The organism is Paraburkholderia bannensis, from assembly GCF_014200455.1.
Lineage (GTDB): Bacteria > Pseudomonadota > Gammaproteobacteria > Burkholderiales > Burkholderiaceae > Paraburkholderia > Paraburkholderia bannensis_A.
In genome coordinates, this window is the sequence record NZ_JACHBW010000003.1 from 133,232 (window position 1) to 154,736 (window position 21,505).

Here is a 21,505-nt window from a genome sequence, read left to right on the forward strand (position 1 = left end):
CGCACCCGCCATCAGGAACGGAGACAACAAGACATTGAAGAACGTCATCCACTTTTCTCACGCCAACGGCTTTCCGGCCTCGACCTACCGCACGCTGTTCGCCGAACTCGGCGATACCTACGAGCTGCGCTACATCGAGCGCATCGGTCATGACACGCGCTTTCCGGTGACGCGCGACTGGCCGCACCTCGTCGACCAGTTGCTGGAAGACATCGGCCGCCGTTACGAGTCGCCGGTCTGGCTGATAGGCCATTCGCTGGGCGGCTATTTGTCGCTGATGGCGGCGCTCAGGAAACCGCAGTGGGTGAGGGGCGTGGTGATGCTCGATTCGCCCGTGATCGCGGGCTGGCGCAGCAGCATGCTCAAGGTGTCGCAATGGACCGGGCTCGACGAGCGGCTGTCGCCCGCGGCGGCCACGCGCACCCGTCGCACCCAATGGGCGAGCCGCGACGAGGCGTGGCGGCACTTCCACTCGAAACCGGCGTTCGCGCGCTGGGACGAGCGTGTGTTGTCCGACTATATCGATCACGGTATTCCTCAGACTTCAGCCGATGGTACGCGCACGCTCGCTTTCGATCGCCGCACCGAATACCTGATCTATCGCACCTTGCCGCACACCTTCGGCACGCGTCTCGCCCACGGCTCGCCGGTGCCGGTCAGCTTCATCGCCGGCACGCAATCGAAGGAGATGCGCCAGGTCGGCATCGCGGCGACGCGGCGGCTGGCGGGCGAGCGGCTTGAATGGATCGAAGGCAGCCACCTCTATCCGATGGAGCGGCCCATCGAGACCGCCCGCGCCGTGCAGCGCATGCTCTACGCGATGGAGAACGGCGGCTGAAAATCGGCCAGGGCGCGCGTCCAGTCAAAGGGCGCGATCGCCCGACCAGATCTTGACAAGTTGTGCGCGGGACGCATGGCGGCGGGGCACAGGATTTGTGCATCGCGCCCAAGCAAAATTCAGGGTTAGCCCTTGCTTTACGGTATAATCCGTTTTTCCCGCGAGCATCCAGCGATGACCAAATATGTATTCGTCACCGGCGGCGTAGTATCTTCCCTCGGCAAGGGTATTGCCGCCGCTTCCCTCGCCGCGATCCTCGAATCGCGCGGTCTGAAAGTCACCCTCCTCAAGCTCGATCCGTACATCAACGTCGACCCCGGCACGATGAGCCCGTTCCAGCACGGCGAAGTGTTCGTGACGGAAGACGGAGCGGAGACCGACCTCGACCTCGGCCACTATGAGCGCTTCATCACCACGAAGATGCGCAAGGCCAACAACTTCACCACGGGCCAGATTTACGAATCGGTGATCCGCAAGGAACGCCGCGGCGACTATCTCGGCAAGACGGTGCAGGTCATTCCGCACATCACCAATGAAATCCAGGCGTTCGTCGAACGCGGCGCGGCTTCCGCGACGTGTGGCGAGCCGGATGTGGCCATCGTCGAAGTCGGCGGCACGGTCGGCGACATCGAATCGCTGCCGTTCCTCGAAGCCGCACGTCAGATGAGCCTGCGCCTCGGTCGCAACAGCTGCTGCTTCGTGCACCTGACGCTCGTGCCGTTCATCGCCACGGCCGGCGAACTCAAGACCAAGCCCACGCAGCATAGCGTGCAGAAGCTGCGCGAAATCGGTATCTATCCGAATGTGCTGCTGTGCCGCGCCGACCGCCGCATTCCGGACGACGAGCGCGCGAAGATCTCGATGTTCTCCAACGTGCCGGAAGACTCCGTGATTTCGGTGTGGGACGCCGACAGCATCTACAAGATTCCGCAGATGCTGCACGATCAGGGCCTCGACTCGATCGTCTGCGACGAACTGAAGCTCTCCGCCAAGCCCGCCGATCTGTCGATCTGGTCGGAAATGGTCGAGAAGCTCGAAAACCCGCAGCACGAAGTCACCATCGGCATGGTCGGCAAGTATGTCGATCTGACCGAGTCGTACAAGTCGCTCATCGAAGCGCTGCGCCACGCGTCGATCAAGACCTCGACCAAGGTCAACATCGAGTACATCGATTCGGAAGTGATCGACGAGCAGGGCGTCGACAGCCTCAAGCACCTCGACGCGATCCTCGTGCCGGGCGGTTTTGGCCGTCGCGGCACCGAAGGCAAGATCAAGGCGATCCAGTACGCCCGTGAAGCGAAGGTGCCGTACCTCGGCATCTGCCTGGGGATGCAACTCGCCGTGATCGAATTTGCACGTGATGTCGTGGGCCTGAAGCACGCCAACAGCACGGAATTCGACGCAGACACGCCGGATCGCGTGGTCGCGCTCATCACCGAATGGGCCGACCGCGAAGGCAAGGTCGAAAAGCGCAGCGAAGATTCGGACCTCGGCGGCACCATGCGCCTGGGTTCGCAGCGTTGCCCGATCAAGCCCGGCACGCTCGCGGCAGAGATCTATGGCAAGGACGTGAACGAGCGTCACCGTCACCGTTATGAAGTCAATAACGGCTACGTGCCCAAGCTTGAGGCTGGCGGCCTTATCATCAGCGCCCGTACCCCGAGCGAAGATCTGCCGGAAATGATGGAGCTGCCGCGCGAGATGCACCCGTGGTTCGTCGGCGTCCAGTTCCACCCGGAATTCACGTCCACGCCGCGCGACGGCCATCCGCTGTTCAAGGCCTATGTCGAAGCGGCAGTCGCGCACCAGCAGGCGCGCGCTGAGGAGAAAGCATGAATCTGTGCGGTTTCGAGGTAGGTCTCGACAAGCCGTTTTTCCTGATTGCAGGCACCTGTGTCGTCGAATCCGAACAGATGACGATCGACACGGCGGGCCGCCTGAAGGAAATCACCGCGAAGCTCGGCATCCCGTTCATCTACAAGTCGTCGTTCGACAAGGCCAATCGTTCGAGCGGCAAGTCGTTCCGCGGTCTGGGGATGGACGAGGGTCTGCGCATCCTGTCCGAAGTGAAGCGCCAGCTCGGCCTGCCCGTGCTGACGGATGTGCACACGGAAGAGGAAGTGGGGCCGGTCGCATCGGTCGTGGACGTCCTGCAGACGCCCGCGTTCCTGTGCCGTCAGACTGATTTCATCCACGCTTGCGCGCGTTCGGGCAAGCCGGTGAACATCAAGAAAGGCCAGTTCCTCGCGCCGCACGACATGAAGAACGTGATCGACAAGGCGCGCGACGCGGCGCGTGAAGCGGGTCTTTCCGAAGACCGTTTCATGGCCTGCGAACGCGGCGTCTCGTTCGGTTACAACAACCTCGTTTCGGACATGCGCTCGCTTGCGATCATGCGCGAGACGGCAGCGCCGGTCGTGATGGACGTCACGCACTCGGTGCAGCTGCCGGGCGGCCAGGGCACCAGCTCGGGCGGCCAGCGCGAATTCGTCCCGGTGCTCGCGCGCGCGGCTGTCGCGACGGGCGTGGCGGGTCTCTTCATGGAGACGCACCCGAACCCGGCGCAGGCCAAGTCCGACGGTCCGAACGCGGTGCCGTTGAACCGCATGGCCGACCTGCTCGAAACGCTCGTGACGCTCGACCAGGCGGTCAAGCGCACGCCGTTCCTTGAGAACGACTTCAACTGACTCCCGCAGTAACGCCGCGACGCACTTCATGTGCGTCGTGTGCTTTGATGTTTCGCTTTGTGTTTGTACGCGCCGCTTCGATTGCATGAGCGGCGCGATGGAGGAGCCGTGGCGAGCGGCCCGCCGCAGCGGCAGGTGTCATGAAGCGATGCCATGCTGCGCAGGAGGGCAAGCGCGCCGCGCCAGATGTACAAGGCAGCGTGGCGGCGCAGCGGTTACGGCAGTACGTAACCCTTGCACCGCAACAAGTTGAATCCGACGACCGCGCCGCCTGTCCCTTGGGTGCTGTAACCCGACGGTGTGTCCCGCCCGTGCGCAGAAGCTGCGTCGCGCGCGACGATGCAGAAGGCGTGTTGTCTCGCAAGAATTACTGTCATTTCCTGAGGAAACCATGAGTGCAATCGTAGATATCATCGGTCGCGAGATTCTGGATTCGCGCGGCAATCCCACCGTCGAATGCGACGTGCTGCTCGAATCGGGCACGATGGGCCGCGCGGCAGTGCCGTCGGGCGCATCCACCGGCTCGCGCGAAGCGATCGAGCTGCGCGACGGCGAAGCCGGCCGCTACAACGGCAAGGGCGTGCTGAAGGCCGTCGAGCACATCAACACCGAAATCTCCGAGGCAATCATGGGCCTCGACGCGTCGGAACAGGCCTTCCTCGACAAGACCCTGCTCGAACTCGACGGCACCGACAACAAGTCGCGCCTGGGTGCGAACGCGATGCTGGCGGTCTCGATGGCCGTTGCGAAGGCTGCCGCTGAAGAAGCCGGCCTGCCGCTGTATCGCTACTTCGGCGGTTCGGGCGCGATGCAACTGCCGGTGCCGATGATGAACATCGTCAACGGCGGCGCGCACGCCAACAACAGCCTGGACATCCAGGAATTCATGATCGTGCCGGTGAGCCAGCCGACGTTCCGCGAAGCGCTGCGTTGCGGCGCGGAAATCTTCCACGCGCTCAAGAAGATCCTGTCGGATCGCGGCATGAGCACGGCTGTGGGCGACGAAGGCGGTTTCGCACCGAACTTCGGCAGCAACGACGAATGCCTCTCGACCATCCTGCAAGCGATCGAGAAAGCAGGCTACCGCGCCGGTGAAGACGTGCTGCTCGCGCTCGACTGCGCAGCCAGCGAGTTCTACCACGATGGCAAGTACCAGCTGGCGGGCGAAGGCCTGCAACTGTCGTCGGCTGAATTCGCCGACTATCTGGCCACGCTGGCGGATAAATTCCCGATCGTCTCGATCGAAGACGGCATGCACGAGTCCGACTGGGCCGGCTGGAAGCTCCTGACCGAAAAGCTCGGCAAGAAGGTCCAGCTGGTGGGCGACGATCTGTTCGTCACTAACACGCGCATCCTGAAGGAAGGCATCGAGAAGGGCATCGCCAACTCGATCCTGATCAAGATCAACCAGATCGGCACGCTGACGGAAACCTTCGCAGCGATCGAAATGGCCAAGCGCGCCGGCTACACGGCCGTGATTTCGCACCGTTCGGGCGAAACCGAAGATTCGACCATCGCGGACATCGCCGTCGGCCTGAACGCCGGTCAGATCAAGACCGGTTCGCTCTCGCGCAGCGACCGTATCTCGAAGTACAACCAGCTGCTGCGCATCGAGGAAGACCTCGGTGATATCGCCAGCTATCCGGGCAAGTCGGCGTTCTATAACCTGCGCTAAGCGGATCTGAGCCCGGCAGCGGCCTTGCTGTCACACTTCGTTATCCCTTCCGCCGCCCTGCGTTAAGCGCAGGGCGGCGTGTATTTATCCGGCACTACTCATGCGGCTTGTCACTGTCGTCCTGATCATCCTGCTTGCGCTGATCCAGTATCCGCTCTGGTGGGGCCATGGCGGCTGGCTGCGCGTTCACGAACTGCAAGGCGAGCTCGCGAAGCAGCAGAAGCAGAACGACGACGAGAAACTGCGCAACGAACGCATTGCGGGCGAAGTGCAGGATCTGCAGAACGGCACTGCCGCGGTCGAAGAGCGCGCGCGCTACGAGATGGGCATGGTCAAGGACGGCGAGGTGTTCGTGCAGTTCGTTTCGCCGAACCAGCCCTTGCCGGCAACGCCTGCGGGATCGTCGAACACCTCGACGCGCGGTGAGATGTCCACGCCAGTCAAGGTGGTGCCGAACCCGGTGTCACGCGTGCCGGAAAAGCGCCACGGACATAGCAGGGAAGCGAAAAAGGCGGGCTGATCCGACCAATTGGTGGCGAGGCGATAGACGATAAAAAAGCGCGGCATCCGCAAGGATGCCGCGCTTTTTTATTTGCCGCGAGCGCGCCGCTTACCAGCCCCAACCCCAGCCCGGATAACCGTAGCCGACGCCGCCGCCCCAGCCCCGGCCCCAGCCGCCGCTCGAATAGCTGCCGTAGACGCTGACAGGCGGCGCGTAAGCCCGCGACCAGGCCTGCGCAGCGGCTTCGGCCGCCATTGCCTGCGATTGCTCGTTGAGCGCCTGCTGGTCGATGGCGTCGTAACGCTTGAGTTCTTCCGGAGACAGCCGCGGCGTCGCCGCGGCCACACCCGATTGACTGGCGGGCAGGCGGCTGTAGATCGGTGATGGACCGGGCGGGTCCATCGTGCAACCGCTCGTCAGTGCGACGCCCGTGCCGAGCGCCGCGACGGCGATCAGCGAGCAGAGCCGCGCGTGTGCCAGCGAGTTTGGTGAATCAGGCCCGAAACGCTTGTTCATGTTTTTCTTCCCCATTCAGACGGCGTATCCCGTTCGTCCGGGGAAGCCAACATCAATGACGCTGGTCCGCAGCGGGGGACACACCTTCTGAGAGCCGCGGCGTGGCGAAAAGTTGCGCCACATCGACGGGATCGAACTCGTAGCGCTGGTTGCAATAATCGCAATGCACTTCCACGTGACCGCGCTCGGCGATCACGCTCTCAGCTTCCTCGCGGCCCAGCATCTTGAGCATTGCGCCCACTTTTTCGCGCGTGCAACTGCACGAGAAGCGCGTGCCCGTGGGCTCGAAGTGCTGGACGTTCTCCTGCCAGAAGAGGCGGCGGAACAGCGTTTCCGGTTCCTGTTCGAGCAGTTCCTCGCGCGAGAGCGTGCCGCCGAGCGTGCACACGCGTTCCCACGTATCGGCGTCGAGTTCGTGCGGGTGCGGCACGATGCCGCCATCGCCAGGCAGCTTCTGCAGCAGCATGCCGACCGCGCGGTCCTCGTTCGCGCCGAGCCACAGGCGCGTGTCGAGCTGCTCGGAGTGATGCATGTAGTGTTCGAGCACTTCGGCGATCGAGGTGAGCGGGCCGTCTTCGCCGTTCATCGGCACGATGCCCTGGTAGGGCTGCTGGCCGGGCTGCTTGTTGGCCGGATCGAGCGTGATCACGCAGCGGCCCTGGCCGCTGGCGTTGACGAGCTGGTCGAGCGCGAGATCGTCCGGGAACACCGAAGCATCGTTAGCGTCGATGCCGTCCGACAGACGCGCGGTCGCGCGCATCGAGAGATCCGAGCTGCACTGCACGACCAGCATGCGCACCGGGCCGTCGCCCAGGATCTGCATGATCAGCGTGCCGTCGAACTTCAGGTTGGCCGAGAGCAGGGCGCAGGCCGCCATCATCTCGCCGAGCACGGTGCGCACGGGCGCCGGGTACTGCCGGCGCGTGAGCACCTCTTGCCACGTGTTGCGCAGCGAGACGATCTCGCCCCGCACCGGCGCGGCGCTGAACATGAATTTTTGCAACTGGTCGTTCACAATCTTTTCCTTCGTTTCGTTCCTGGCGGCGCGTTCCGTGACGCACAGCGGCTCAAGCCCAAGGCTTAGCCGATGCGTACGAGCTGCGCCTTGAAATACTGCCGGCGCTCGGTGTAGACATCCGCATTGCGCTTGAGGCCGGCGATGTCCGCCTCGCTCAACTCGCGCACCACCTTGGCGGGCGCGCCGAGAATCAGCGAGTTGTCGGGAAATACCTTGCCTTCGGTGACCACCGCGCCCGCACCAACCAGACAGTTGCGGCCGATCACCGCGCCATTCAAGACCACCGCCTGAATCCCGATCAGCGCGCCTTCCTTGACCGTGCAGCCGTGCAGCATGGCCTGATGGCCGATCGTCACGTTCGCTTCCACCGTGAGCGGGTAACCGGGGTCGGTATGCAACACCGCGCCTTCCTGGACGTTGCTGCGCGGGCCGACCGAGATCAGCTCGTTGTCGCCGCGTAGCGTAGCGCCGAACCAGACGCTTGAGTCCTCGGCGAGTTCGACCTTGCCGACGATGGTGGCGTTTTCCGCCACAAACACGCTTTCGTGAATGCTGGGCGCTGCTTCTCCAAGCTTGTAGATGGCCACGGTGTTGCGTCTCCTGTTTTCTTGCGGTGTTCTTGCAATGGCTGCGTTCCGCGTGCTTTCGGCGCGATTCCGGCAAAAAGGCGGGGCGGCGCAGTGCGGGTGAATCGCGTATTGTAAACGGTTGCGCCCAATGCTTCCGGGGGCGCATTTTTCCGCTTCCACACGTTTTCCGATGAGTTCCGTGTTTTCCGCCGCCGACTCCACTCAACTGCTCCCGGCCCACGCCGGCTGGCGCGCCGCCGCGCTCTCCGCGCTGCGCGAGCGCGATCCGCTCGCCAAAACCGAAGCCGTCGCCGCACTGCATGCACGCACGCTCGATGCGGCGCGCCGTGGCGATGCGCATTGGGATGCTGCCCGCTTGCTGGATGCGCCCGCCGATCTGCCCGGCCGTCCCGATCGGCCCGAACCGGTCGAGCCGCGCAGCCTGCAGCGCCGCAGCATGAGCACGCCGCAAGGGCGCGTGGTGCTCATGCATGCGCTCGCGCACATCGAGTTCAACGCGATCAATCTCGCGCTCGATGCGGTCTGGCGCTTCAGCGGGATGCCCGATGCCTTCTACGCCGACTGGCTCAAGGTCGCGGCCGAGGAGGCATATCACTTTTCGCTGGTGCGCCAGCGCCTGGCCGACTACGGACACGACTATGGCGATTTCCCGGCCCACAACGGCCTGTGGGAAATGTGCGAGCGCACCTGCGACGACGTGCTCGCGCGCATGGCGCTGGTGCCGCGCGTGCTCGAAGCGCGCGGCCTGGACGCCTCGCCGCCCATCCGTGCACGTCTGACGCAGGCGGGCGACCGCGAATCGGCGGCGATCCTCGACATCATCCTGCGAGACGAAGTGGGGCACGTGCGCATCGGCAATCACTGGTTCCGCTTCCTGTGCGATCAGCGCGGGCTGGACCCGCATGCGGCGTGGCTCGAACTCGCCGCGCGCTATCACGCGCCGAAGATGCGCGGCCCGTTCAATGTCGAAGCCAGACGCTCGGCGGGCTTCGACGAAGCCGAACTCGATGCGCTGATCGCCCAGGACGCCGCCGAAAAGTGACATCGCGGCGGCCTCTCTGTCAGATTGTGTCGATATAATCGAACGATCATTCTTTTTTCTGCGAGCGCAATGAACCTTTCCCGATCCGAATTCGTCGCGGTCAACGGCATCCGCCTGCATGTGCGCCGCTGGGGCGCCGAAGACGCGCCCGTGCTCTTCATGCTGCACGGCTGGATGGACGTGGCGGCCTCGTTCCAGTTCGTCGTCGACGCGCTGGGCGGCGACTGGCAGGTGATCGCACCGGATATGCGCGGCTTCGGCCTGTCGGACTGGCCGGTGGCGCAGCAGGGCGGCGGCAGCTACTGGTTCCACGATTACGTCGCCGATCTCGACGCGCTGCTCGATCATTACGCGCCCGAAAGCGAGGTCAACCTCGTGGGCCATAGTCTGGGCGCCAATGTGGTGTGCTTCTACGCGGGCGTGCGGCCCGAGCGCGTGCGGCGCGTGGTCGACCTGGAAGGCTTCGGCCTGCCTGCGGCCGTGCCCGCGCAAGCGCCCAGGCGTGTGCGCGACTGGCTCGACGAAATGCGTTCGCCGCCCCAGTTGCGCCCCTACGCGACGCTTGACGACGTGGCTGCGCGGCTCACGAAGACCAATCCGCGCCTGCTCCCTGCCCGGGCGCGTTTTCTCGCGCAGCACTGGTCGAAACCCGTGACCGGAGCAAGCGGCGAGGGCGGCTACATATTGCTCGGCGATCCCGCACACAAGATGGTGAACCCGGTGCTGTACCGGCTCGAAGAGATCATGGCCGTGTGGGCCTGCGTGAGTGCGAAAGTGCTGCACGTGGAGGCAACGAATTCCGAAACGCTGGCGCGCATCGCCGGCAAGGTGCCCATCGACGATTTTAAAAAGCGTTTTGAGGCCTTTCCCGACTGGCGCGAGCGCCTGATCGAGGACGCCGGCCATATGGTCCATCACGATCAGCCCGAGGCCGTGGCGCGCCTGATCGAGGCGTTTTGCGCCGCCTGACGCACGCCGTCGGGCAAAGGCTGCGCGGCCGGGCGTGCCGGGACGGCTTCGCCGCATTGCAGTAAAATGGAAGCTGACTCCCAAGACGCCCGCAATGAACGCCGATCTCCACTGTCACTCCACTGTTTCCGACGGCCAGATGGCCCCGGCTGCCGTTGCGCAGCTGGCGAAGGCAGGCGGTGTGCAGCTATGGGCGCTCACCGATCACGACGAGCTCGGCGGCCAGCGCGAAGCGCGCGAGGCGGCCGAAGCGCTCGGCATGCGTTACCTCTGCGGTGTCGAAATCTCGGTCACGTGGGCCTCGCGTACAGTGCATATCGTCGGTCTGAATGTCGATCCCGAATGTCCGACGCTGGTCGACGGTCTGGCGCGCACCCGCGACGGCCGCGCCACGCGCGCCGAAGCGATTGGCGAACGGCTGGACGAACTCGGCATTCCGAACGCCTACGAGGGCGCGCTCCAGTACGTCTCGAATCCCGATCTGATCTCGCGCACGCACTTCGCTCGCTTCCTGGTGGAATCGGGCCGCGCGCAGAACACTCAGGACGCCTTCACGCGCTGGCTGGGCGACGGCAAACCCGGCTATGTCTCGCACCGCTGGGCCAAACTCGCCGATGCGCTGGGCTGGATCAAGGCGGCCGGCGGCGAAGCCGTGGTCGCGCACCCCGGGCGCTACAGCTACACGCAGCTCGAACTCGACGCCTTCTTCGGCGAATTCATCGATCTGGGCGGCAAGGCCATCGAAGTCGTCACCGGCAGCCATACGCCCGATCAATACGGCGAGTATGCTGCGGTGGCGCGCCGCTTTGGCTTCGAGGCGTCGCGCGGTTCCGATTTCCACGCCAAAGGCCCGGATTCGATCGAGCCGGGCACGCTGCCGCCGCTGCCGTCCGATCTCAAGCCTGTCTGGCAGCGATGGCTGTAGGCGTTATGCGTGCCACCTGACCGGCGCGGCCCATCCTCGTCGTTTTCGAGTCTCATCGCGCTTTCACCGGGTCGGCGTTCCAGCGTCGGCTTGCCGCCGCTTCGCGGTATAACGGGCCTGGTCGAGTCCGGCGAGCGCCCGGCTCGCTTCCCAATCCGCTTCGCCTTGGTTGCCTGATTACTGACATGTCACAGTTTTTTCGGCTTCACCCAGAAAATCCCCAGCCGCGCCTCGTCAAGCAGGCGGTGCAGATCATCCGCGATGGCGGCGTGATCGCGCTGCCCACCGATTCGAGTTATGCGCTCGCCGCACGTATCGACGATAAACAGGCCGCCGAACGCCTGCGCCGCATCCGTCATCTCGATGAAAAAGCGCTGCTCTCGCTGATGGTGCGCGATCTGTCGGAGCTGGCCAATTTCGCGATGGTGGACAACCGCCAGTACCGGCTCATTAAATCGGTGACGCCGGGGCCCTATGTGTTCGTGCTCGAAGCGACCAAGGAAGTGCCGCGCCGCCTCTCGCATCCGTCGCGCAAGACCATCGGGCTGCGCGTGCCGGGGCATCCGATTCCGCTGGCGATCCTCGAAGAACTGGGCGAGCCGCTGCTCGCCTCGACGCTGATCCTGCCGCCCGACACGGATCCGCTCAACGATCCCGATGAAATCCGCGAGCGCCTGGAAAAACAACTCGATCTGGTGATCGACGGCGGGGCGTGTCCCTGGGAGCCGTCGACCATCGTCGATCTGAGCGGCCCGGAGCCCGTGCTGGTGCGCGCGGGACGCGGCTCGCTCGCGCCATTCGGGCTGGCAGGGCAGGCGTGATGCGCGCGTGCGTCTTTCAGTGCCAAGCCCCCTAAGCTCCCTAAGCCCTTAAGCCGTCAGCCCCCCACAAACGCCCACGAAGCAGCGCAGCGCCAGCGCGTTGTTACAATACGCCGCCATGGAAGCCACGATCATTCAGACGCTCGTCGTCTACGCCTTGCCCGTCATCTTCGCGATCACGTTGCACGAGGCCGCGCACGGCTATGTCGCGCGCCTGCTCGGCGACAACACCGCCTACGTGCTCGGGCGCGTTTCGCTCAATCCGATGCGCCATATCGATCCGGTCGGCACGATCGCCATGCCGCTGATCCTTTATTTCCTCACGAGCGGCGCGTTCGTGTTCGGCTACGCCAAGCCGGTGCCGATTTCATTCGGCAATCTGCGCAATCCGCGCTGGGGCACGCTTTGGGTCGCGGCGGCGGGGCCCGCCTGTAACTTCGTGCAGGCGCTCGTGTGGGGCGTGTTCGGCGTGGCGCTCGCAGTAACGGGCGTCGACGAAGCCTTCTTCACGCGCATGGCCGCTGCCGGCGTGGGGGTGAATCTGGTGCTCGGCGTACTCAATCTCTTTCCGCTGCCGCCGATGGACGGCGGCCGGGTGCTCGCGGCGCTGCTGCCCACGCGCGCGAGCATTGCGCTCTCGCGCCTTGAGCCCTATGGTTTCATCATCGTGATGGCGCTGCTGGTCTCCGGCGTCTTCACCCGATTCTGGCTGCGCCCGCTCGTGTCGATCGGCTACGACGTGGTGACGGCAGTGCTTACTCCCCTTGTATCGCTATTCTCATAAGATCATGTTCCCAGACCGTATTTTCTCCGGCATGCGGCCCACCGGTTCGCTGCACCTCGGCCACTATCACGGCGTGCTGAAAAACTGGGTCCGGCTTCAGTCCGAGTACCCGTGCTTCTTCTGCGTGGTCGACTGGCACGCGCTCACGACGCACTACGAGACGCCGGATGTGATCGAGAAGAACGTCTGGGACGTGCTGATCGACTGGCTCGCTTCGGGCATCGACCCGAACCAGGCCACGCTGTTCATCCAGAGCCGCGTGCCCGAGCATGCCGAACTGGCGCTGCTGCTCGGCATGAGCACGCCGCTGTCCTGGCTCGAACGCGTGCCGACCTACAAGGAACAGATCGAAAAGCTGCGCGACAAGGATCTGGGCACCTACGGCTTCCTCGGCTACCCCGTGTTGATGGCCGCCGACATCCTGCTGTACCGCGCCTCGCTCGTGCCGGTGGGCGAAGATCAGGTGCCGCACGTCGAAATGGCGCGCGAAATGGCGCGCCGCTTCAACTACATGTATGGCCGCGAGCCTGGCTTCGAAGAGAAGGCCAACGAAGCCGCGAAGAAGCTGGGCGGCAAGCGCTCGAAGCTTTATCACGAATTGCGCAACGCCTATCAGCAGGAAGGCAACGAGGAAGCGCTCGAACAGGCGCGGGCGATGTTGTCTGAGTCGCAAAGCCTGTCGATGAGCGACCGCGAACGCCTGTTCGGCTACCTCGAAGGTTCGCGCAAGATCATCCTGCCGGAGCCGCAGGTGCTGCTCACCGAAGCCTCGCGCATGCCGGGTCTCGACGGCCAGAAGATGTCGAAGTCGTACGGCAACACCATTGCGCTGCGCGAAGACGCGCAGTCGATCGAGAAGAAGGTTCGCACCATGCCGACCGACCCGGCGCGCGTGCGCCGCACCGATCCGGGCGATCCTGACAAGTGCCCGGTGTGGCAACTGCATCAGGTCTACACGGATGCCGAGACGCACGCGTGGGTGGAGAAGGGTTGCCGCTCGGCGGGCATCGGCTGTCTGGAGTGCAAGCAGCCGGTGATCGAAGGGATCCTGCGCGAGCAGCAGCCGATGCTCGAACGCGCGCAGAAGTACATGGACGATCCTTCGCTGCTGCGCGCCATCGTCGCCGATGGTTGCGACCGCGCCCGCAAGTACGCCACGGAAACGATGCGCGACGTGCGCGAGGCGATGGGCCTCTCGTACAACTAAGCCGATGACGATGGTCCAGACTGCGCCGCTGCACGGGCTGGGCGAGCCGTCCGAATGGGTGCGCCAGTGGGCGCACCTGATCGCGCCTGGCGGCACGGTACTCGACCTCGCCTCGGGTGCCGGCCGTCACGCGCGCTGGCTGGCGCAGCGCGGCCATCCGGTGGCGGCGCTCGACCGCGACGCCGCCGCGCTCGCCACCCTGAACGGCGTGCCCGGAATCGGCGTACTGGAGTGCGACCTCGAAGGTGCGCCCTGGCCGCTGCCCGACGACGCGCGCTTTGCCGCTATCGTTGTCACAAATTATCTGCATCGTCCGTTGATGCCGCGACTGCTCGACGCGCTCGCGCCAGGCGGTGTGCTTATTTACGAAACTTTCGCGCGAGGCAACGAGACGGTGGGCAAGCCGTCGAACCCCGCGTTTCTGCTGGCGCCGGGTGAATTGCTGGCGGTTTGCGCGCCCGCGCTGCGCGTGATCGCCTATCAGGATGGATTTATCCTGCGTCCGCGCGAAGCATTCGTGCAGCGCATCTGCGCGGTGCGCGAAGCGCCCGCAGCAGCGGAAAATCTTGCGCCGCAGCGCGCAACGGCGGGGTCGGATGCCGTATCGGAAATACCCGGTCATACACAGACGTCTAAGGTACTACCCGTATCGCGTTACGTTCTGACCGCCTAATCCGCTACAATCGCGGTTTAACGTACTCATTTTCTTGACGTTTCATGGCTAACGGCACTCAGGACGGCATCAAGCTTGGCGGCAGCATTCCCGCGATCGTCACCCCCATGCACGAAGACGGCAGTCTCGATCTGCCGGCCTTTCGCAAACTGATCGACTGGCACGTCGAAGAGGGGACGGATGCCCTCGTCGTGGTCGGCACGAGCGGTGAATCCGCTACGCTGGACGTCGAAGAACACATCCTGATGGTCAAGACGGCCGTCGAACACGCCGCCGGCCGCATGCCGATCATCGCGGGCGCGGGCGGCAACTCCACGGCCGAAGCCATCGAACTCACGAAGCACGCCAAGGAAGTCGGCGCGCAGTTTTCGCTGCAGGTGGTGCCGTACTACAACAAGCCCACGCAAGAGGGCCAGTACCTGCACTTCAGGAAGATCGCCGAAGCCGTCGATCTGCCGGTGATCCTCTATAACGTGCCGGGCCGCACCGTCGCCGATATGTCCAACGAGACGATCCTGCGGTTGGCGCAGGTGCCGGGCATCGTCGGCGTGAAGGAAGCCACGGGCAACATCGACCGCGCCGCTCACCTGATCAAGCACGCTCCGGAAGGCTTCAAGATTTTCAGCGGCGACGATCCCACCGCGATCGCGCTGATGCTGCTGGGCGGCCACGGCAATATTTCGGTGACCGCCAACGTCGCGCCGCGTCAGATGAGCGACCTGTGCAAGGCTGCCATCGCCGGCGACGTAAAGACGGCGCGTGAGATTCACCTGAATCTCCTGTCGCTGCACAAGAACCTGTTCATCGAATCGAACCCGATTCCGGTGAAGTGGGCGCTGCAGGAACTGGGCCGCATCGAAGGCGGTATCCGTCTGCCGCTCACGCCGCTCGACGCGCGTTACCACGACGTGGTGCGCTCGGCGCTGCGCGAGGCCGGCCTGATCGGCTAAGCCGACGCGCCGTATTTTCAATCGACGTCGCCATCGCCCAACCGCTGACAGACTTCGGCAGTTCAAGGCTTAGCGTTCCCGTATTACGAAGGTCCACATGAAACGTTCCGTTCTTTCCCTCCACGCAACCCGCATGGCGGTGCTGGCGCTCGCAATCGGTTCGCTCGCTGGCTGCGAGTCGCTGAACGACATGTTTGCGTCGGATCGCGTCAACTACAAGGACACGCCGAGCGCACCGCCGCTGGCCGTGCCGCAGGATCTGTCGTCGGCGCCTGCCGGCCAGAAGTACGTCGCGCCCGCTCCCACGCTGACGCTGGGCGGCGCCGCGCAGCGCACCGTGACCTCGGCGGGCAACGCCACGCTGGGCGTGCCGGGCGCGCAGGATCCGCTGGGCATGCACGTCGAGCGTGACGGCGATCACCGCTGGCTCGTGGTCGACGGCCGCACGCCCGACGACGTCTGGCCGCAACTGACGGAATTCTGGTCGGAAAGCGGCTTCACGCTCACGACCAATTCGCCGGCCACCGGCATCATGACGACGGACTGGGCGGAAAACCGCGCCAACATTCCGGACGACTGGTTCCGCCGCACGATCGGCCGCGTGATCGATTTCGCGTACTCGTCAGGCACGCGCGACCGTTTCCGCACGCTGGTGTCGCGCGGTCCGGACGGCCAGACCGATATTTCCGTCACGCACAGCGCGATGGAAGAAGTGCTGACGGGCCAGGACAAGACCGGTTCGAAGTGGGTCGAGCGTCCGCGCGATCCGGCCCTCGAAGCCGCGTTCCTGTCGAAGATCATGCAGAAGTTCGGCCTGACCGACGCGCAGTCGAAGCAACTGCTGACGGATGCACGTCCGTCGTCGGTAGCGGCCAAGGTTGCAGCGGGTTCGGACGGCACCACGCTCGATCTGCCGGAATCGTTCGACAGCGCATGGCTGCGTGTGGGCCTTGCGCTCGACCGTACCAACTTCACGGTGGACAACCGCGATCGCTCGAAGGGTATCTACTACGTGCGCTACGCGGATTCGATGCAGGAACTCAAGGGTGACGGCCTGTTCGGCAAGCTGTTCTACAACCCGAAGAAGGACAGCACGAAGCAGGGGCCGGAATTCCTCGTCGCGGTCCGCGCGAAGGGCGATACCCAAACCCAGGTTGCGGTTCTCGACCAGAACGGCCAGGTGGATACCTCGTCGGACGCGCAGCGCATCGTGACCGCGCTGCACGCGCAACTGAACTGATCCGGCCGTGCGGTTTGCGAGCCTCGGTAGCGGTAGCGAAGGCAACGCACTGGTGGTAGAAGCAGGCGGCGGCACGACGCTCACGCGCGTGTTGCTCGACTGCGGTTTTTCCGCGAAGGAAGTGGAGCGGCGGCTCGCGCGGGCGGGTCTCGCCGCCGACACCCTCAGCGCGATCCTCATTACCCACGAACACAGTGACCACATCGGCAGCGCACTTACGCTGGCGCGCCGCTGGTCGATTCCGCTCTATATGAGTTGGGGCACGGCCCGCGCGGTCGGCGCAGACGATGCGGCAGGCGTCGAACTCAATGTTCTGTGGGGCGACGAAGCCGTTGAAATCGGCGAGCTTGGCGTGCTGCCTTACACGGTGCCGCACGATGCGCGCGAGCCTCTGCAGTTCGTTTTCAACGACGGTGCGAGCCGTCTGGGCGTGTTGACGGACGTGGGCGAATCGACGCCGCACATCAACGCCGTTCTGAGCGCCTGTGATGCACTGGTGCTCGAATTCAATCACGATCTCGACATGCTGGAGACGAGCCGTTACCCGGCTTCGTTGAAGGCGCGCATCAGCGGCTCGTACGGGCATCTGAACAACGACGCGGCAGGCGAGATTCTCGCGGCGCTCGACCGCTCGAAGCTACGTCATCTGATTGCCGCGCACCTGAGCCAGCAGAACAACACGCCGGAACTGGCGCGTGCGGCCATGGCGGCGGTGCTGGGCAACGCGGCTACGGAAATCGGGGTGGCAACGCAGGCCGAGGGGTTCGACTGGTTGGAGCTCTAAGCTGTCACCATCTCTAACGGCAAGCCTTGCGGCCCCGATGACGAAAAAAAGCCCATGACTGTTGTCATGGGCTTTTTGCTTGCCGGAGCGGATCGATTTCGATTCGACCCGACCCGACCCTTCAGGTCTTAATTCCGGTTGCCGCCGAAAATCCCGAGGATCGCCAGCAGGTTCGTGAACACGTTGTAGAGATCCAGGTAGATCGCTAGCGTGGCCGAGATGTAGTTGGTCTCGCCGCCGTTGACGACGCGTTGCACGTCGAACAGCATATAAGCCGAGAAGATCACGATTGCCATCACGGACACCGTGAGCATCAGCGCGGGCAGGTGCAGGAAGATGTTCGCGACGCTGGCGAGCAGGATCACGATCACGCCCATGAACAGCCACTTGCCGAGGCCCGAGAAGTCGCGCTTGCTGACCGTGGCGATGGTGGCCATCGCGGCGAAAATCACGCCGGTGCCACCGAATGCGAGCATGATGAGCGACGGGCCGTTCGAGAAGCCGAGGATGAACGACAGCAGGCGCGAGAGCATCAGTCCCATGAAGAACGTGAATCCGAGCAGCACGAACACGCCGATGGAGCTGTTCTTGGTGCGCTCGATGGCGAACATGAAGCCGAAGGCGATCGCGAAGAATGCGAGCAGGCTCATGGCGGGGCTGGTGGCGGCGAAAAGCGAGAAGCCCGTGGTGACGCCCACCCACGCGCCAAGCACCGTTGGCACCATCGACAGCGCGAGCAGCCAGTAGGTGTTACGCAGTACGCGGTTGCGGGTTTCCGCCGAGGTGACGCTGCCGCCGCGGCCGAAGTTGTAGGGATACTCGTTCATGCTTTCTCCTTGCGTGAGACGCGTGGTTCGCGGCGCGCGGCTCATGCGCGCACCACTCCTCGTAAGATATGCGCGGCGCTCCAGAGTTTCAACGGATTGCCACACGCTTTGAGCTATCGTGGCAGAGCGTATGCCGGGATTCTTAAACCCCGCTGAAAGCCCCGGCGGCGCGGCTTTTGCACCTCTTTTGCACCTGTTTGGGCGCATCCTGAGCCAGTTCTCCGGCCTAACAGGGTTCAATCGCAATCATACATGGGAACATGCTACAATTGCGGATTCATTTGGATCTGTAACCTCTTAATTTTCTGGAGTTTTTATGGCGATCGAACGCACCCTGTCGATTATCAAGCCGGACGCAGTGGCAAAGAACGTGATCGGTCAGATCTACAGCCGCTTCGAAAACGCTGGCCTGAAGATCGTTGCCTCGCGCATGGTCCAACTCTCGCGCGCTGATGCAGAGAAGTTCTATGCTGTTCACGCAGAGCGTCCGTTCTTCAAGGACCTCGTTGAATTCATGATCTCGGGTCCGGTCGTGGTCCAGGCACTGGAGGGCGAGAACGCCATCCTGAAGCACCGCGATCTGATGGGCGCAACGGACCCGAAGAAGGCGGAAAAGGGCACGATCCGCGCTGACTTCGCAGACAGCATCGATGCAAACGCAGTCCACGGTTCGGACGCAGCGGAAACGGCACGCGTTGAAATCGCGTTCTTCTTCCCGGAAGTCAACGTTTACTCGCGTTAATTCGCGCGCGGTAAGCGGCAGTTCACAGTAGCATAAGGTCGCGAACGGCGATCACGCTTGCCGCCCGGCAGCGGTTGTGCTTCAGGGCATTCCCAAAACCGGCGGTGAGCGCGCTCTCGCACTGAAATGGCAGGATTCGACATGACGAGCAGCTCCACCGTCAACCTTCTCGATCTCGACGCCCAAGGGCTCGTCGCATATTGCGAAAGCCTGGGCGAAAAGCCGTTTCGCGCCAAACAGCTTCAGCGCTGGATTCACCAATACAATGCCGCCGATTTCGACGGTATGACGGATCTGGCCAAATCGCTGCGCGAGAAGCTCAAAGGGCGCGCCACGATCGGCATGCCCGATATCATTTCCGACAACGTTTCCTCCGACGGCACGCGCAAATGGCTCGTGGACGTCGGTAACGGCAACGCGGTCGAAACCGTGTTCATCCCTGAAGAAACGCGGGGCACGCTGTGCGTGTCGTCGCAGGCGGGATGCGCGGTCAATTGCCGGTTCTGTTCCACTGGCAAGCAGGGTTTTTCACGCAATCTCACCACCGCCGAAATCATCGGCCAGCTGCGCATGGCGGAATTCGCCCAGCGCGCCCTGCTTGGCGAGGCCGGCGGCCGCGCCAACGGCGGTGAAGGCAAGGGCGAGCGCGCCATCACCAACGTCGTGATGATGGGCATGGGCGAGCCGCTGCTCAACTACGACGCGGTCGTGCCCGCGATGCGCCTGATGCTCGACGACAACGCCTACGGCCTGTCGCGCCGTCGCGTCACGCTCTCGACCTCGGGCGTGGTGCCAATGATGGATCGCCTCGGCGCGGATCTGCCGGTGGCGCTTGCTGTCTCGCTGCACGCGCCCAACGACGCGCTGCGCGACGAACTCGTGCCGCTCAACCGCAAGTATCCGCTGCGCGAGTTGATGGCGGCGTGCCAGCGCTATCTGAAGGTGGCGCCGCGCGACTTCATCACGTTCGAATATTGCATGCTCGACGGCGTCAACGACACGGAAGAGCACGCTCGTCAGCTGCTCGCCGTGACGCGCGACGTGCCGTGCAAGTTCAATCTGATCCCGTTCAATCCGTTCCCGGAATCGGGTCTGCTGCGTTCGAAGAACGAGCAGATCAAGCGTTTCTCGCAGATTCTGATGGATGCGGGCGTCGTGACGACCATCCGCAAGACGCGCGGCGACGACATCGACGCGGCCTGCGGTCAGCTCGCCGGCGAGGTGAAAGACCGCACGCGTCTGGCCGAGCGCACCCAGCGCGCTGGCCACAAGGTCATCGAAGTCCGTCCGGTCCAGCATTGAGCGGGAAGGCTGGCGGACACTGAAGGGCGCTGAAGGTTTGGGCAGCGCCTGGCCGCAGCGGCTGCGCGGGGGAAGACGCAGCGCTGACGGCAGTTTGACAAGAAACGTTGCAGAAGCGATCGGATGCGGCACAGAAGCCGCGCATTTTGTTATAAACGGTCTGCGATTCGGGACGGGGCGCGGTGCGCCCGCCGGTCGTGGGTTAGAAAAGAATCGACGCAAGGACTTTGGGATGAGCGAGCCGCAGCACCCTTTCGGGACAGACGGGACAGAGACCAACGCAGGCCGTTCGGCACACGAGAGTGCGCCGTCGCCGGTGCAGGCCGTGCCTGAGACGCTCGGCGCAGTGGGCGCGCGCCTCGCGCAACTGCGCCAGGCGAAGGGCTGGTCGGTCGAGGATGTCTCGGCGCGCCTGAAGGTGGCGGTGCCCAAGCTGCGCGAACTCGAAGCGGGCGATATCAGCCATCTGCCCGACGCCACGTTTGCGACGGGCGTGGTGCGCGCCTATGCGAAGCTGCTGGGCGCGGATCCCGCGCCGTTCACGCAGGCGCTGCGCCGTGAACGCGGCGAGACGCAGCAGGATCTGTCGATGCCGGCTTCGGCGGGCGCCGATCTGCCGCGCGGCCGTGTGTCGCTCTCGCTAGGCGGTGGAGGCGGCGCGCGCGCGCCGCGCCGTCGTGCATCGTGGCTTTGGGGTGTCGCCCTCGTCGTTATCGCGGTGATTGCGATCGGCATGTGGCACACCAATAGCGGCGATTCATCGGCATGGTTTGCTCGCATCAAGTCGATAGCGAATGGCGTGGGCAGCAGCACGGCGAGCAGTGGCCCGGGTGATGCGGGCGCCTCGTCGGCGACGGTGACCGAAGGTCAGACCGCCGGTGCGACGGCAAGCGCATCGGACGCCCAGGCCGAAGAGCAGGCAACCGCGCAAGCGGCGGCGGCCACCGATCAAGCCGGCGTGGAAGGCGCGGCTAGCGCGACGCAGGCGCCCCAGGCGTCGGCTCAGGCTGTGACGGCTTTGACGGCTGCGCCCGCGGTAGCGGCCAGCGCAGCGCCGAGGGTGGCCAGCGCGGTAGCGGCTCCGGCTCCGGCGGCCAGTACGCCGGTGGTGGTTGCACAGGGCGCTTCGGCACCCGTGGCGGCAGCAGGCGATACCTCGACGTTCGCGATTCGCGTGACGCAGGACACCTGGGTCAACGTGCGCCAGAAAGATGGCAAAGAGGTCTTCTCCGGCCTGATCCACGGTAGCGACGCCCGTGAAATCACCGGAGTGGGACCACTGAAGGTGACGGTGGGCAACAAGGCCGGCATCGAGTCGATGACGCTCGACGGTCAGCCGGTCGACGCGGCGAAGTACGCGTCGGCGCGCGGCAACGTCGCGCGCTTCGTACTGCCCTGATGTTGGCCGGATAG

Annotated in this window: 22 protein-coding genes; 18 read left to right on the forward strand and 4 right to left on the reverse strand. The window is 64.3% G+C overall.

All coding sequences use genetic code 11. From position 1 onward, the window contains the following. Positions 1 to 34: 34 nt before the first annotated feature. The 5 genes from F4827_RS06315 (at position 35) to ftsB (ending at position 5,720) form a co-directional block, all read left to right on the forward strand. A complete protein-coding gene (locus F4827_RS06315) occupies positions 35 to 838 on the forward strand; it encodes an alpha/beta fold hydrolase (RefSeq protein WP_183722925.1) in 804 nt (267 codons plus the stop codon). Positions 839 to 1,012: 174 nt separating this feature from the next. Continuing rightward, positions 1,013 to 2,674, forward strand: coding sequence for a CTP synthase (locus tag F4827_RS06320; RefSeq protein ID WP_183722927.1), 1,662 nt, complete (start codon positions 1,013 to 1,015; stop codon positions 2,672 to 2,674). Further along, on the forward strand, positions 2,671 to 3,525 hold the full coding sequence (gene kdsA, locus F4827_RS06325) for a 3-deoxy-8-phosphooctulonate synthase (RefSeq protein WP_027814924.1): 855 nt from the start codon (positions 2,671 to 2,673) through the stop codon (positions 3,523 to 3,525). The genes F4827_RS06320 and kdsA overlap by 4 nt, the downstream gene beginning before the upstream one ends. Positions 3,526 to 3,916: 391 nt before the next feature. Continuing rightward, positions 3,917 to 5,200, forward strand: a complete 1,284-nt coding sequence (eno, locus tag F4827_RS06330; protein WP_027814923.1) for a phosphopyruvate hydratase — start codon at positions 3,917 to 3,919, stop codon at positions 5,198 to 5,200. A gap of 100 nt (positions 5,201 to 5,300) precedes the next feature. Then, complete coding sequence (ftsB, locus tag F4827_RS06335; protein ID WP_183722929.1) at positions 5,301 to 5,720, forward strand: cell division protein FtsB; 420 nt, start codon at positions 5,301 to 5,303, stop codon at positions 5,718 to 5,720. Between the two features lie 90 nt (positions 5,721 to 5,810). Here the strand turns inward: ftsB and F4827_RS06340 are convergent, their stop codons facing one another. From F4827_RS06340 to F4827_RS06350, 3 genes are all read right to left on the reverse strand, one after another. Beyond that, positions 5,811 to 6,218, reverse strand: a complete 408-nt coding sequence (locus F4827_RS06340; RefSeq protein ID WP_183722931.1) for a hypothetical protein — start codon at positions 6,216 to 6,218, stop codon at positions 5,811 to 5,813. 52 nt (positions 6,219 to 6,270) lie between these two features. After that, a complete protein-coding gene (gene hslO, locus F4827_RS06345) occupies positions 6,271 to 7,233 on the reverse strand; it encodes an Hsp33 family molecular chaperone HslO (protein WP_183722933.1) in 963 nt (320 codons plus the stop codon). 65 nt (positions 7,234 to 7,298) lie between these two features. Further along, the gene (locus tag F4827_RS06350; RefSeq protein WP_183722935.1) at positions 7,299 to 7,823 is read right to left on the reverse strand and encodes a gamma carbonic anhydrase family protein; all 525 of its coding nucleotides are present in this window, start codon (positions 7,821 to 7,823) and stop codon (positions 7,299 to 7,301) included. Positions 7,824 to 7,995: 172 nt separating this feature from the next. Here F4827_RS06350 and F4827_RS06355 point away from each other — a divergent pair, with 172 nt between their 5' ends. From F4827_RS06355 to F4827_RS06400, 10 genes are all read left to right on the forward strand, one after another. Then, positions 7,996 to 8,868 (forward strand): ferritin-like domain-containing protein, encoded by an 873-nt coding sequence (locus tag F4827_RS06355; protein ID WP_183722937.1) that lies wholly within the window; start codon positions 7,996 to 7,998, stop codon positions 8,866 to 8,868. Between the two features lie 69 nt (positions 8,869 to 8,937). Continuing rightward, positions 8,938 to 9,837 carry an alpha/beta fold hydrolase gene (locus F4827_RS06360; RefSeq protein WP_183722939.1) on the forward strand — a complete coding sequence of 300 codons (900 nt, stop codon included), beginning with the start codon at positions 8,938 to 8,940 and terminating at the stop codon, positions 9,835 to 9,837. Between the two features lie 94 nt (positions 9,838 to 9,931). After that, the gene (locus tag F4827_RS06365) at positions 9,932 to 10,762 is read left to right on the forward strand and encodes a 3',5'-nucleoside bisphosphate phosphatase (RefSeq protein WP_183722941.1); all 831 of its coding nucleotides are present in this window, start codon (positions 9,932 to 9,934) and stop codon (positions 10,760 to 10,762) included. Positions 10,763 to 10,947: 185 nt separating this feature from the next. Then, on the forward strand, positions 10,948 to 11,583 hold the full coding sequence (locus F4827_RS06370) for an L-threonylcarbamoyladenylate synthase (RefSeq protein ID WP_183722943.1): 636 nt from the start codon (positions 10,948 to 10,950) through the stop codon (positions 11,581 to 11,583). A gap of 118 nt (positions 11,584 to 11,701) precedes the next feature. After that, positions 11,702 to 12,367 carry a site-2 protease family protein gene (locus tag F4827_RS06375; protein WP_183722946.1) on the forward strand — a complete coding sequence of 222 codons (666 nt, stop codon included), beginning with the start codon at positions 11,702 to 11,704 and terminating at the stop codon, positions 12,365 to 12,367. 4 nt (positions 12,368 to 12,371) lie between these two features. Beyond that, a complete protein-coding gene (locus tag F4827_RS06380) occupies positions 12,372 to 13,574 on the forward strand; it encodes a tryptophan--tRNA ligase (RefSeq protein ID WP_183722948.1) in 1,203 nt (400 codons plus the stop codon). A gap of 4 nt (positions 13,575 to 13,578) precedes the next feature. Then, positions 13,579 to 14,247, forward strand: coding sequence for a class I SAM-dependent methyltransferase (locus F4827_RS06385; protein ID WP_409258769.1), 669 nt, complete (start codon positions 13,579 to 13,581; stop codon positions 14,245 to 14,247). A gap of 44 nt (positions 14,248 to 14,291) precedes the next feature. Beyond that, positions 14,292 to 15,197 carry a 4-hydroxy-tetrahydrodipicolinate synthase gene (dapA, locus tag F4827_RS06390; RefSeq protein ID WP_183722950.1) on the forward strand — a complete coding sequence of 302 codons (906 nt, stop codon included), beginning with the start codon at positions 14,292 to 14,294 and terminating at the stop codon, positions 15,195 to 15,197. A 97-nt stretch (positions 15,198 to 15,294) separates the two neighbouring features. Further along, positions 15,295 to 16,437 (forward strand): outer membrane protein assembly factor BamC, encoded by a 1,143-nt coding sequence (gene bamC / locus F4827_RS06395; RefSeq protein ID WP_183722952.1) that lies wholly within the window; start codon positions 15,295 to 15,297, stop codon positions 16,435 to 16,437. A gap of 7 nt (positions 16,438 to 16,444) precedes the next feature. After that, positions 16,445 to 17,221 carry an MBL fold metallo-hydrolase gene (locus F4827_RS06400; protein WP_183722954.1) on the forward strand — a complete coding sequence of 259 codons (777 nt, stop codon included), beginning with the start codon at positions 16,445 to 16,447 and terminating at the stop codon, positions 17,219 to 17,221. Positions 17,222 to 17,349: 128 nt separating this feature from the next. Here the strand turns inward: F4827_RS06400 and F4827_RS06405 are convergent, their stop codons facing one another. Further along, positions 17,350 to 18,048 (reverse strand): Bax inhibitor-1/YccA family protein, encoded by a 699-nt coding sequence (locus F4827_RS06405; RefSeq protein ID WP_183722956.1) that lies wholly within the window; start codon positions 18,046 to 18,048, stop codon positions 17,350 to 17,352. Positions 18,049 to 18,364: 316 nt separating this feature from the next. Here F4827_RS06405 and ndk point away from each other — a divergent pair, with 316 nt between their 5' ends. The 3 genes from ndk (at position 18,365) to F4827_RS06420 (ending at position 21,491) form a co-directional block, all read left to right on the forward strand. Then, entirely contained in the window at positions 18,365 to 18,790 is a 426-nt protein-coding gene (ndk, locus tag F4827_RS06410) for a nucleoside-diphosphate kinase (protein ID WP_183722958.1), read from the forward strand. Between the two features lie 141 nt (positions 18,791 to 18,931). After that, positions 18,932 to 20,092: a 23S rRNA (adenine(2503)-C(2))-methyltransferase RlmN gene (rlmN, locus tag F4827_RS06415; protein WP_183722960.1), complete on the forward strand. Its 1,161-nt coding sequence runs from the start codon at positions 18,932 to 18,934 to the stop codon at positions 20,090 to 20,092. Positions 20,093 to 20,324: 232 nt separating this feature from the next. Then, positions 20,325 to 21,491 (forward strand): helix-turn-helix domain-containing protein, encoded by a 1,167-nt coding sequence (locus F4827_RS06420; RefSeq protein ID WP_183722962.1) that lies wholly within the window; start codon positions 20,325 to 20,327, stop codon positions 21,489 to 21,491. Positions 21,492 to 21,505 lie beyond the last annotated feature (14 nt).